The sequence below is a fragment of the Eggerthella sp. 1_3_56FAA genome (assembly GCF_000185625.1).
In the GTDB taxonomy this organism is placed as follows: Bacteria; Actinomycetota; Coriobacteriia; order Coriobacteriales; family Eggerthellaceae; genus Eggerthella; species Eggerthella lenta.
In genome coordinates, this window is the sequence record NZ_GL622580.1 from 542,165 (window position 1) to 553,835 (window position 11,671).

Here is an 11,671-nt window from a genome sequence, read left to right on the forward strand (position 1 = left end):
TCGGCACCGGCGACCCGCCTGCTTCGTCCGCGCCCGCGCGACCCGCCGCCCGCGACCCGCCCGCTGCAGGCTCCTCGCGCACCATGCAGGGGAAGCACACGTCCCAACCGTGCGCGTACGCCGCCTCGACGAACGGCCGCGTGTCCACCTCACTGCGCATCGACGCGAACACGGCCACAGTGGGAACCGCGCTCCCGCCCGTCGCATCCGCGCGCGACGTCCCCTCGGCCGAAACCTGCGCCGTCCCCGCACCTTCCGCGCCCGCCAGCGCTTCCGCCAGCACCTGCTCCAACCGCGCGCATATCGCCGCGCTCTTGCGCGCACGCACCTCTTCCGGCAGCGCATCGCGACGTGCCAGCACGCGCGAGCGCAGTTGTTTTTTCGTCTCCATAGACCGCAGTATAGCATCGACGTAACGGCGCCGTTGCACGATAATGGCGGAGGTGTGGGGAGTTAGCGCAAACGTAACCGTTTCCATTCGATTTGACCTGCAAACCCATCATTGACCTTGCTATAATCGTTTTGCATTGGGTACACTCGGACCACCTTAGATAGCTCTCCCTCGCAGTCGCAAGGGGTGCACCACCTCAAACGACGCTGCGTATGCGTCGTTTGTTGTTTTCTAAGGAGAAATTGACTACCAAGCATATATAAGTAGGTCGCTCACCAGGCATCATGCATGCCGGGCGACATAGAGTAAGGAGACAGCAGTGCAACTCAAGGCATCCACCGATTACGGTATGCGCGCCATCTTGTACTTGGCTGCGCAAGGTACCACCTGCTCCTCGAAAGATATCGCGGAGGACATGTCCATTCCGCGCGACTACCTCATCCAGCTGGCGCAGCTGTTGCGCAACGCAGGCATCATCGAGGCCCGTCCGGGCAAGCACGGCGGCTATCGCCTGGCGAAGGATCCGGCCGACACGAACGTGCTGGAGATCATGGAAGCGCTCGACGACGATGCGAAGCAGTCCACGCGCGCGAAGCGCGATGCGCGCAAGGGCGGCGCGATGGTGCAGGAGATCAGGCAGGTCTACGATCTCATCGAAGAGAGCATGGACGCCTATCTGTCCAGCTTGACGGTGCAGATGCTGCTCGACTGCGCCCGCAACGGCGACAACAGCCGCACGTTTTTGGCCGAACGACTGCAGGAAGAAAGCCGCCGCCTGCTCGACGCCGTCAAGTAGCGTCGACGCAGCCCGGCGGCTGCGCTCTTTTCGCCGCGCCGCCGCCGAGGCGTCTAGATGCCCAGCACCTGCATCACCAGCAGCACGGCGGTGAGCACGGTGACGATGCCCACGGTGACCCAGATCAGCACGCGCGACACGATGCGCGAACGGTACGCGCCCATAACCCGCTTGTCCGCGGCGATGATGGCCATGAACACCAGCAGCACCGGCAGCACCAGGCCGTTCACGAACTGGGCGGTCAGCATCACGCCCATGAGGTCGATGTTCGGCACCAGCACCACCACGGCCGAGAACGCGATCACGAACGTGAAGATGCTCTTGAACAGCGGCGCCTCTTTCCACTTGAACGAAACGCCCGCCTCCCAGCCGAAGGCCTCGCAGATGACGAACGCCGTGGTCAACGGCAGCACGCAGGCCGCCAAGAACGACGCGGCGATCAGTCCGATGGCGAACAGCGCTTCGGCGTAGTGCCCGGCGAACGGTGCCAGCGCGCGCGCCGCGTCGGCGGCCGATTCGATCTCGATCCCCTGCGGGAACAGCACCGATCCCGTGGTCACGATGATGAACCAGGCCACGAGGCACGCGGCGATGGTGCCGGCGATCACGTCCACCTTCTGCGAGAACAGATCCTTCACCGACACGCCCTTTTCCACCACGTTGCTCTGGTTGAAGAACATCATCCACGGCGCGATGGTGGTGCCGATCATCGCGATGACCAGCGACACGAAGCTCTGGTCGTTCACGATGCGCGGCACGACGGTGCTGGTCAGAGCCTCTTCCCAGTTCGGTTCGGCCATGAACGCCGCCACGATGTAGGTGACGAACACCAGCGACAGGATGAGGAACACCTTCTCCACGCGCTTGTAGCTGCCGCCCACCACCAGAAGCCACACGGCCACGGCGGCCACGGGCACAGCCAGGTACTTCGACACGCCGAACATCTCCATGCCGCTGGCGATGCCGGCGAACTCGGAGAACGTGGTGGCCACGTTGCCGATGAGCAGCGCCAGCATGGCCAGCGCGGTCAGGCGGATGCCGAAGCGCTCGCGGATGAGCGCGGCGAAGCCCTTGCCGGTGACGGCGCCCATGCGCGCGGCCGTCATCTCCACCACGATCAGCAGCACGCACATGATGGGGATGACCCACAGCGTGGCGAAGCCGAACTTCGCGCCCACGGTGGAGTAGGTGGAGATGCCGCCCGCGTCGTTGCCGGCCATGGCCGTGACGATGCCAGGACCCAGCGCTGCCAGCAGCAGCCAGATCTTTTTGGGCTGCTTCTTCTCGGGAGCTTCGACGAGCTCGGTCGACTCGATCGCGTCGACGGCGACGTCGCGCACTTCGAGCTTCTCGTTCTTCTTCATCATCATGGCGCTACCTCCCGGCGTAGCCGATGATCTGCAGCAGCACCAGCGTGTACAGCGCCAGGAACAGGATGGACGCCACGAGGCCGCCCAGCACCTTGAGCAGGGTAGCCTTCGTCTTGTCGCCGCTCACGTCCTCTTCGATGGCGTCCCACGCGTCGTCGACCGTGACGATGCCCAGCAGCACGCCGTGCTCGTCCACCACGGGCATGGCGGGCAGCTCGTACTTGAAGATGTCGGCCGCCACGTCCTCCTCGGTCTCGTCCGGCGTCGCGGAGATCACGTCGTCGAACATCACGTCGCGCACGGGCCGCGCGTCGTCGGTGAGCACGAGGGTGCGCAAGCTCAGCACGCCCACGAACTCGTCGTAGTCGTTCAGCACGTACACGTAATGCACGGTGGGGTGGTCGTCGTCCAGCTCGCGCAGCACCTCGATGGTCTCGCCCACGGTGTTGTCGGCCTTCACGGCCACGAACTGCGTGGTCATCATGCCGCCGGCCGTGCCGTCCTTGTAGCCCAGCAGGCGGCGGATCTCGGTGGCGTCCTCCACGCCCATGAGGCGCAGCAGCGTCTCGGCCTTCTCGTACGACAGGTCGCGCACGATGTCGGCCGCGTCGTCCGGGTCCATGTCGCCCAAGAGGCCGGCGGCGCGGGCGTCGTCGAGGTCTTCGATGAAGTCGGCCTGGTACTCGTCGTCCATCTCGGAGATGGCCTCGGTGGCCTGCGCATCGTCCAGATGCTGGAACACGTTGGCGCGCTGCTGGGGGTCCAGTTGCTCCAGGATGTCGGCCACGTCGGCGGGGTGCAGCTCGTCCAGGCGCTTGTGCGTGACGGACAGCTGCACTTCGGACAGGTCGCGATCGAGCAGGTCCATGTAGTTCCAGGCGATGATCTGCTCGTCGATCTTCTTGCCGAACACCTTCGCCACGGCCACCACGGCGCGCTCCAGCCAGGAGGCCAGCCCGCGCAGGATGCCGCGCACGCCCACTTCGGCGCCCAGCAGGCGCAGCTGCGAGCCCGAAACGGACAGCTTGAGGTCGTTGACGCGCACCACTTTCAGGCCTTGCGTATCCACGATCTGACGGTTCAGCAGGTCGCGCGCCAGCAGAACTTCGTCAGGTTGCAGATAGCTGAAGCGGATGTCGTGCGCCTCGGCGTTGAGGGTGATTCCGTCCTCGTCGAACGTGTCGACGTACTTGCGCCACGAGATCATGAACGGAACCTTGCCGGGCCCCTGGAAGGCCAGGCTGGTGATGCGCGGGAACACTTCGCCGGTGGAGATGGCGAGGTCGGAGATGGTGCCGATCTTCTCGCCCTGGGTGTCCACGACGGGTTTCCCCATCATTTGAGAGAGGTAGAGCATGGTGGTATCCCTTACTGTCATGCCCATGGCCGTACACCTCATGATACCGTGTGCAAAGACGCGCGCGTCGCGCGCAATGCAAAATGTGTGTTAAGCCATGAGCCGCCGCAGTCGTTCCTTCGACTGCCGACGTAAGGGAAGACGAAGGAAGAACTACTTACTGTGAGGCTTCGATTTTCGAACCTTCAAGTACGTTCCTTTCCCTGACCAATAAAAAATCCGCACGTGCTGCTGCCAGTCGTTGCGGAATTAGAAGCTGAAATGGTGCGCCGTGAGGGATTCGAACCCCCGACGTACTGATTCGTAGTCAGTCCCTCTATCCAGCTGAGGTAACGGCGCACGTCGAAACAGCAAAAGTTATTATGCCGGTATTGCCCCATGCTGTCAACGACTTTTTCAGACTTTTTGGGAATAGTGCGCGAAATAGGTGTTTGAACTGCATAAATGGTTAGTTTGTCGAACGAACGCCGCATGTTCGTCGTGCACCGTATAAGGAGCTCGGCGCGCTTTCTGCGGAATCGGCCAGTCTTGAATTCTTCCGGGAACCGTAGGCGAAGCTGTTCCGCGACCAGCTGACTTGTCGGATCGCAGGCAGCGTCGTTTTTCGCAGCGGTTCTGCAAGTTTTTCGACTTCGTGGCAAGTTCGGATCGTTGCGATCAGGGGTTTCTTCCGCCTTAAGGAAAAGCCTGCGGAAAGCTTTCGAGCCTCTGGGTCAAAAGGCCTGGTGGGACGATCGGCCGCGAAAGTCATTCTGCCACAAAGTCGAAAAACTTGCAGAACCGCTGCGATTTGCTGCACAGCCTCTATCGGCAGGTCGTCTCTCCGTGTTCAACGGCATTCAGCCTCGTCGATGTTTCACGTGAAACATTCGCCCGCATTGCGGGGCGATTACAAGCGGGCATGCCCGGCCTCTTCGTGCGTGCGCGTGGCTAGGATGAGGCAGAACGCGTCTTGAATCCAACGAAGAAAGCGAGGCTGTTATGACGAAGACTGCGAAATGGTCGATGATCGGCGTGCTTGCCGCTCTGGTGCTGGCGCTGTTCGCCGTTGCCGGCTGCTCAAGCGACAACGCGGGCAACAACGACAACGGAGGCGACAACGCCAACCCTGCCACCGAGAACAACGACAATGGCAACGGTAACAACGGCGACAACAACAACGGCAACAACAATGCCGACAACAACAATAGCAACAACGGCAATAACAACAACGGCAACCAGATGGGCGACGGCAGCAGCATCGGCGAAGGCACCGTCCTCAAGGTTCCGAACGGCTGGGTCGCCTATTCCCAGAGCGACATGCTCGTGCTGCTGGACTCGAACGCCGACGTCCAGTACCAGTGGACGGCCGAGGTTAACGGCAACACCGTGCTGAAGGACACCGACGCCGACCTGCCGTCCTCCGGCTTCAACGATCAGAACTCCCAGGACGTCGTGGGCGCGGCCGGCATGCACGCGTTCGGGTTCCTGGCCGACGACCAGAACAACGGCGAGTCCACCATCACAATGAAACTGGCGAACACGTCGAATGCCAACGATGTGAAGACCACCATCGTAGTGAAGGCCACGGTGCAGAACGGCACGTTCACGGACGTGAGCGTGCAGGAGTAGCGCGCCCCCCGCTATACTGCGGGAAAGCGAAACCGCTCGGAAGGAGTGCGCGATGAAGGCTCGTCTGAAACTCGTGATAGCAGGAGCGTGCATGGCGGCTTTCATCGCGTTCGCCGTCGGGTGTTCGGCTGCGCCGGGATCCGAGGTCCAGATCGCCGAAGGGTCGGCGGAGTTCAGCCAGGGCGACCTCGTGGTCAAGCTGGACGCGAACCCCACGACGGGGTACGAGTGGACCTTCCAGATCGACGGCTCGGCCGTGCAGCCCGACGGCGACGAGTTCGTCCCCGCGAGCGACGGCGCCCAGCCCAAGACGGGCGAAGGCGGCGTGCACACGTTCAACTTCAAAGCCGACGGCTCGGGCGAGGCAACGCTGACGTTCACGTATGCGCGGTCGTGGGAGGCGTCGGACAGCGACAAGACCGTCGTGCTGCATGCGACGGTTGAAAACGGCGCGTTCACGCAGGTTGAAGAGCAGGCGTAAACATCAAAGGGCGGGAACGGCCGAGCGCCGTTCCCGTCCTTTCTCGTGCGGAATGCTCTAGATGCTGAGGTCGCGCCGATCGAAGGCCGCAACCGCCACGGCGAACAGCGCCACCGCGCCAACGGTCAGCGCGATCGCGCCGCCGACGGCTGACGCGTCGCCCGCGGCCAGGCCGTAGTAGTCGAACAGCGTCAGCGGGTTGACGTTCTTCAGGAACTCGAACTTGTCGCCCACCTGCGATACCATCTGCATGAGGAAGAACAGGATGTTCAGGCCGCCTCCCACCCACAGGGCGGCCGTCGCGTTCGAAAACAGACATGCGGACAGGAAGCACAACCCGGCCATCGCCAGCCATAGGGCCAACAATCCCGCATTCACCTGCATCAGCGCCTGCATATCCAGCTCGCCCGGGAACAGCGCTTCGGCGAAACCTGCTTCGAGCGACGTCACCACTGCCATGAGCGCCACCAGAATGGTCACCATCACGCCCACCATGGTCAGCGCGATGCGCGTGCGGCTGTTCGGCGTAGCCAGCAGATACGCCATGGCGCCGCGATCGAGGTAGCGCACCATCAGCTTGTTCGCCACGATCAGGATGAGCACGAGGATGAAGATGGTCAGCAAGAACCCGTACAGGTAGTTCAGCATGAAGTCGATGAGGGTGGTGGCCTGCACCGACATGCCGAACGCCGCAAACATCTCGGGCATGCTCTGCATCATGGCATCCAGGCTTTCTCCCAGCTCCGGATCGTACATGCTGACGATCACGCCGATGTACATAGCCAGCACCGCCGCGATGATGAGGCTGACGAACAGGTTCGCGCGCAGCTCTTTGGCGAACAACGTCCTATTCATGAGAGCCTCCTTTCTCCACCTGGTTCGTCGTGCCGTACAGGTGCATGAACAGCTCTTCCAGCGTTTGCTCGCGCGCGGCGAGGTCCACGATGTCGTAGGCGGCCAAGTCTTTCACGAACGCGTCGGGGTTGCCGGCCACGGCTGCCTCCACGCTAGCCGCGCCCTGTTTCCGTGCGTCGGGATGCGCCTGCGCGTAGCGGTCGCGCGTGGTCTCGTCGGCGAACGTCACCGCGAACACGCGCTTGCGGCTCTTCCTCACGTCGTTCATGCGCTCGACGGCGGCCAGCCTGCCCGCACGGATGAATGCGACGCGGTCGCACGTGCGCTCCACCTCGTCGAACAGGTGCGATGAAAGCAGGATAGTGGCGCCGCGACGCTTCTCCTCAAGCACGAGGTCGATGAAGCGGCTTTGCATGAGGGGGTCGAGGCCGCTGGTGGGCTCGTCCAGCAAAACGATGTCGGGCGAGGTCATGAACGCGCACACCAGGCCCACCTTCTGCTTCGTGCCCTTCGACATCTTGCGGATGCGCCGCGCGGGGTCCAGCTCGAAGTACTCGACCAGCTGGTTCATGCGCGTGCGGTCGCGCAGCTTCTTCATGCGCGCCATGAATTCCAGGAAGGCCGCGCCGGTCATCTCGTCCATGCAGGCGATCTCGCCCGGCAGGTAGCCCAGGCGCTCCTGGATGCGGCTGCGCTGGCTGAAGCAGTTCAGGCCGTCGATGCTCACGGTGCCCTCATCGGGGCGAATGAAGCCCATGAGGTTGCGCATGGTCACGGTTTTCCCAGCGCCGTTCGGCCCCAGGAAGCCGAACACCTCGCCGCGTTCCACGGAGAACGACACGTCGAACACGCCGCGGCCGTTGCCGTAGTCTTTCTTGAGCCCCTTGAGTTCGATCACGGGGTCGCTCATCGGTATTCCTCCTTAATGAGACAAAGGGAGACAAAGGGATGGGGTTGCTATCTCATCGCCTCCGGTACTCTTCTTTGTACGAATAGGCTTTCAGCATGTCGCACCAGCGGTACATCTCGTCCATCATGGCGTCTAAATCGATGCGTTGATGCAGCGCTTGCTGTTGGTGCAGATAGCCGTCGGCCAGCCAAATCAGCATGTTGAGCACGTACTTCGGATCGATGTCGTCGCGGAACCGGTCAAACCGCACGTTCTTGAAGTACGTCGTGAACATAAAGTCGAGTTGTCGCTGCGTCCAGCTGTCCATCGTATCCTTTATGTCCTTGTGCTCCGGGTAGAAGGCCCGGATGGAGAACTCCAGCAGGTAGGGGAACTTGCTCAGCACCTTGGATTTGGTTTCCGCCGCGTAGACGAGCAGCTCGAAGAAGTCGTCGATCTCCCAATACCCATCGTCCAGCACCAGGTTGGACACCTTTTCCATCAGATGCTCCATGAGGTACAGGTACAGCTCCTTCTTGTTCTTGAAGTAGAAGAACAGAAGGCCCTTCGAGATGCCTGCCCTGCGCGCGATCGTCTCGGTCGAGGCGTTCTTGTAATCGTTCTTGCCGAACGTTTCCACGGCGGCGCTGACGATGGCCTCGCGCCGCTCTTCGGGAAGGCTCTCGAATTTCGAGCGTCGGTCGTCCACTGCCGCCTCCTTTCCTGCCGCCGTTGACCGGCCGGTCAACGGATCGAAGACCATGCTACCCCGTTGACTATTTTTTAGAAGGGGGCGCGAGGAAGAATTTTTGCCAGGTTGAACTGCGTCCCGGTTCTTGGACAAGGAAAATAAAGGTGGCTATGCTGCTAAGGACTGGTTCCGGAATTCCTCCGGGGTCAGTCCTTTCAGTTTAACCTGCCTTCGCCTCGTGTTCCAGTGGACGATGTACGCCTCGAGCCTCTCCTTGAACTCCTCGAAGCTCTCGAAGCTCTGCCCGCGGAAGAACTCGTCCTTGATATGGCCGAAGACCTGCTCGGTCGCGCCGTTGTCGATGCAGTTGCCCTTTCTCGACACGCTCTGGACGATGCCCGCCTCCTCGAGCGTCTTGCAATAACCGTCGTGCTGGTACTGCCATCCCATGTCGGAGTGCATGACCGGGCTCGCGGCCTCCGGCATCTTCGCCAGCAGGCCTTCCAGCATCTCCTTTTGCTGCGCCATGTTCGCAGACCGCGATATGCTCCAGGACACGATCTCCTTGCTGCCGAAGTCGTACGCTGGGGCAAAGTAGGCCCTGCCCCACGGGGCCTTGAACTCGGTGACGTCCGTGCCGAGCTTCTGCCAGGGTTCGTCGGCTGAGAAGTCCCTGTCCAGGACGTTGTCGAACGCCCTGCCGACAACGCCTTTGAACGAGTTGTACCTGTGGTAGTCGCTCTCGCGCCGGATGCCGCAGCTGATGCCCATCTCGTGCATGATCTTCAGTGCGGTCTTGTCGGCTATCGCCACGTCCTCCTCGGCGCGCAGGGCCATGGCGACCTGCCTGTGTCCGCAGCCGTTGGCCGTGCGGGAGAACACCTCCGCCACCTTCTCCCATAGCTCCGGCCTCGTCGGCCTCGGCGGGTGCGAGCGGGCGCGGTAGTAAGTCGATCTCGGGAGCCCGGCGGCTGCCAACAGGTCGGAAAGAGCGTGGCCTTGCCCTGAAAGCATCTCGATCACTTGGGACTTCTCCCAGCTCGAGACTTCTCCGCCTCCAGGGCGCGGACTTTTTTTAAGTAGGCGTTCTCGGCTTCGAGCCTGCGCACGCGCGCCTCGAGCTCTTGCTCGCGCGTCTTGGGCGCGCTTTGAGCCGCAGATCCCTTCGGCCTGCCCTTGGGCTTGGGCCTGAGAGCGTCGGCCCCGCCTTCGCGGTAGAGCCGGCACCAGGAGTCGAGCGGGGTCCTCGACGCGATGCCGAAGGCGGCCATGGCCTCGGGCTTGCCCATCCCCTCGTCCACGACGGCCCGAGCTGCGGCGACCTTCGTCTCCCAAGCGTATCTCGTTTTCCGGCTACCCATGCAGAGCAGCACCTCGCTTCCGACCGACCTGTACGTCAGAAGCCATTTTTCCACGATGCTGGCCGACATGCAAAGCCTCGCGGCGACGATGTCCCTGCCGTACCCCTCGTCGAACAGCTCGACCGCTAGTTCGCGCATCTTCCTGTCATGCTTCGGCGGCATAAAGAAGCCTCCCATCTCTCGAACTTTACTTTCTTGTCCAAGAAATGGGAGGCAGTTCAGGTCGACCCCCCCCTTTTTTTTTCTGTCCTTGCAAGTCGGAATTGTCTTTTTGGCAAATAGTGTGCGAATTCGGAAGCCTGCACGTTCGCGATCGCCCCTGCGCTTTCGGCAAGCGCCCAAGGCGCAGCAAAAACCCCAGCTCGCGAAAACTGCCGGCTCTTTCCCGGTTTTTTCTTTTTCCGAATTCGACCAACTATTGCCACGGCTGCTGCCATGAACTGCCCGATCATGATAGAATCAGCCTCACTACAGAGCCAGTGCAGGCGCTCTCCATCGTTCGAGTAGCCCATTGCTGGAAGCGATGCCCTCGTCTTCCCCTACCACGTCTGCAAGATCCTCTCCGCCCAGGGCAAATAAGGGGGTCTTGTGCAGAAGATCGCACGTGCCTCGCAATCACGCATTGTTTTCGGATACATCACGGCCTTGCAGATGCTGCGCATGGCCCAACCCTGCGAGCTAGCTTCGGTGAGGAGCGGAAAACCAAGCATCCCCGAGCGCGCCCCGCGCACCAAAGAGCTCAGCTCGGCGCTTGAGCGCATAGAAGGGGATCATCCGGGTCTGAGGTTCGAAAGGCCTAGTCACGTGTTGGTGAGCACGCCGAACGGTCGGGCGGGGGAGCTTTGCGTTCCTCATGTGTGCACGAGGGGCTTCTCGCGTTCCTCGTTCTTTCGATTGGGCGATGACGTGTTCTTCAGCAAACCCGAGCTTGCATTCATTCAAATGGCAACGCGGATCCGCAACGAGGTTTCGCTGCTTGAGTTGGGGTGGGAGTTGTGCGGGTCGTATCAGACGAGGCGTACTGGCGTTTCGGTTGGATACGATGTCGAGCCGCTGACAAGCGTTCGGGCTTTGCGCGACTACGTAGCGTGCAACAGCTCGCTCGGCGGTGCGCAGAAGGTCGCGCGCATCCTTCCATTTCTCGTGGACGGGTCCGCATCGTCGCGCGAGACGAAATTCGCGCTTGTCCTGGGATTCAGTCCTTTCCGCGGAGGTTACGGCATGGGCTTTCCCCGCATGAACTACGAGGTGATCGCAAGTCCGGCGGCGCGCGCGATTTCCGGGAAGAAAAGCTTTCGCTGCGATCTCTGCTGGCCAGAAGCGAGGCTCGACGTGGAGTATCAAAGCAAGGAGAATCACGAAGGCGAACTCAGCCGCATCCGGGATTCGAGAAGGGCTAACGCGTTGGCGGCCATGGGCTGGACGGTGCTCGGCGTCACCAATGACGAGCTGAACAGCCTTGCGGCTACCGATGCGGTGGCTGAAGCGATTCGTCGTCACCTCGGCAAGCGCCTGCGAACGAACGTCTCCGACTGGCATGCCCGCAAGCTGCGCCTGAGAAGGCGGCTCGGGCTGCCCGTGGGATACGAGGAGGCGATCTGATCGGGTGGCGAATTGCGATGCCGGCGGTGCGCTTCTGGTCGGGTGCGGCTGTGCAGCGAGCCACCTTGAGCTGAGTGCGGGGGTACGGCGGTGCAGCGAACCCCGGTGCTTTTGGCAAAAAGTGGCCGAATTCGGAAACCACAAAACGGATTGATCGAAGGCTACGAAGCGTGGCGTTTTCAGTACCTTGTCGACCAGGCGTTTTACGACACGGTCGTCCCTGTCTTTCAAGACGGTTGCCTTCGCCTCCCTTGAGACTTCCGAATT

10 protein-coding genes, 1 tRNA gene and 2 pseudogenes are annotated in these 11,671 nt (G+C 61.8%); 4 read left to right on the forward strand and 9 right to left on the reverse strand.

All coding sequences use genetic code 11. The features are described 5' to 3' along the window. A pseudogene (locus tag HMPREF1023_RS07715) lies at positions 1-391 on the reverse strand (5-formyltetrahydrofolate cyclo-ligase); the annotation flags it as partial. Positions 392-710: 319 nt separating this feature from the next. Between HMPREF1023_RS07715 and HMPREF1023_RS07720 the strand changes: the two are divergent. After that, positions 711-1,187 (forward strand): Rrf2 family transcriptional regulator, encoded by a 477-nt coding sequence (locus HMPREF1023_RS07720; RefSeq protein ID WP_009305645.1) that lies wholly within the window; start codon positions 711-713, stop codon positions 1,185-1,187. A 53-nt stretch (positions 1,188-1,240) separates the two neighbouring features. Here the strand turns inward: HMPREF1023_RS07720 and HMPREF1023_RS07725 are convergent, their stop codons facing one another. The 3 genes from HMPREF1023_RS07725 to HMPREF1023_RS07735 form a co-directional block, all read right to left on the reverse strand. Beyond that, on the reverse strand, positions 1,241-2,557 hold the full coding sequence (locus HMPREF1023_RS07725) for an Nramp family divalent metal transporter (RefSeq protein WP_009305646.1): 1,317 nt from the start codon (positions 2,555-2,557) through the stop codon (positions 1,241-1,243). 4 nt (positions 2,558-2,561) lie between these two features. Further along, a complete protein-coding gene (locus HMPREF1023_RS07730) occupies positions 2,562-3,941 on the reverse strand; it encodes a magnesium transporter MgtE N-terminal domain-containing protein (protein ID WP_114516727.1) in 1,380 nt (459 codons plus the stop codon). Between the two features lie 235 nt (positions 3,942-4,176). Further along, positions 4,177-4,253, reverse strand: a tRNA-Arg gene (locus HMPREF1023_RS07735). 642 nt (positions 4,254-4,895) lie between these two features. On the opposite strand from HMPREF1023_RS07735, the gene HMPREF1023_RS07740 reads away from it, so the two are divergent. Beyond that, on the forward strand, positions 4,896-5,525 hold the full coding sequence (locus HMPREF1023_RS07740; protein WP_009608990.1) for a protease inhibitor I42 family protein: 630 nt from the start codon (positions 4,896-4,898) through the stop codon (positions 5,523-5,525). A 52-nt stretch (positions 5,526-5,577) separates the two neighbouring features. Further along, on the forward strand, positions 5,578-6,006 hold the full coding sequence (locus HMPREF1023_RS07745) for a protease inhibitor I42 family protein (RefSeq protein WP_009305649.1): 429 nt from the start codon (positions 5,578-5,580) through the stop codon (positions 6,004-6,006). 57 nt (positions 6,007-6,063) lie between these two features. Here the strand turns inward: HMPREF1023_RS07745 and HMPREF1023_RS07750 are convergent, their stop codons facing one another. The 5 genes and pseudogenes from HMPREF1023_RS07750 to HMPREF1023_RS16180 all read right to left on the reverse strand — a co-directional run. Next, the gene (locus HMPREF1023_RS07750; RefSeq protein ID WP_009305650.1) at positions 6,064-6,861 is read right to left on the reverse strand and encodes an ABC transporter permease subunit; all 798 of its coding nucleotides are present in this window, start codon (positions 6,859-6,861) and stop codon (positions 6,064-6,066) included. After that, positions 6,854-7,771, reverse strand: coding sequence for an ABC transporter ATP-binding protein (locus tag HMPREF1023_RS07755; protein WP_009305651.1), 918 nt, complete (start codon positions 7,769-7,771; stop codon positions 6,854-6,856). The genes HMPREF1023_RS07750 and HMPREF1023_RS07755 overlap by 8 nt, the downstream gene beginning before the upstream one ends. Positions 7,772-7,823: 52 nt before the next feature. Beyond that, a complete protein-coding gene (locus HMPREF1023_RS07760; protein WP_009305652.1) occupies positions 7,824-8,459 on the reverse strand; it encodes a TetR/AcrR family transcriptional regulator in 636 nt (211 codons plus the stop codon). A 150-nt stretch (positions 8,460-8,609) separates the two neighbouring features. Continuing rightward, the gene (locus tag HMPREF1023_RS07765) at positions 8,610-9,668 is read right to left on the reverse strand and encodes an IS3 family transposase (protein WP_232228700.1); all 1,059 of its coding nucleotides are present in this window, start codon (positions 9,666-9,668) and stop codon (positions 8,610-8,612) included. Beyond that, positions 9,617-9,979 (reverse strand): annotated as a pseudogene (locus tag HMPREF1023_RS16180) (helix-turn-helix domain-containing protein); the annotation flags it as partial. The pseudogene HMPREF1023_RS16180 and the gene HMPREF1023_RS07765, both read right to left, overlap by 52 nt. Positions 9,980-10,390: 411 nt before the next feature. Here HMPREF1023_RS16180 and HMPREF1023_RS07775 point away from each other — a divergent pair. Further along, on the forward strand, positions 10,391-11,404 hold the full coding sequence (locus HMPREF1023_RS07775) for a DUF559 domain-containing protein (RefSeq protein ID WP_009305656.1): 1,014 nt from the start codon (positions 10,391-10,393) through the stop codon (positions 11,402-11,404). Positions 11,405-11,671 lie beyond the last annotated feature (267 nt).

What these genes read in the sequence shown, in the direction of transcription:
- HMPREF1023_RS07750 (WP_009305650.1), bottom strand. Translation starts at nt 6,861, where the DNA reads ATGAATAGGACGTTGTTCGCCAAAGAGCTGCGCGCGAACCTGTTCGTC.
- HMPREF1023_RS07725 (WP_009305646.1), bottom strand. Translation starts at nt 2,557, where the DNA reads ATGATGATGAAGAAGAACGAGAAGCTCGAAGTGCGCGACGTCGCCGTC.
- HMPREF1023_RS07755 (WP_009305651.1), bottom strand. Translation starts at nt 7,771, where the DNA reads ATGAGCGACCCCGTGATCGAACTCAAGGGGCTCAAGAAAGACTACGGC.
- HMPREF1023_RS07745 (WP_009305649.1), top strand. Translation starts at nt 5,578, where the DNA reads ATGAAGGCTCGTCTGAAACTCGTGATAGCAGGAGCGTGCATGGCGGCT.
- HMPREF1023_RS07730 (WP_114516727.1), bottom strand. Translation starts at nt 3,941, where the DNA reads ATGGGCATGACAGTAAGGGATACCACCATGCTCTACCTCTCTCAAATG.
- HMPREF1023_RS07740 (WP_009608990.1), top strand. Translation starts at nt 4,896, where the DNA reads ATGACGAAGACTGCGAAATGGTCGATGATCGGCGTGCTTGCCGCTCTG.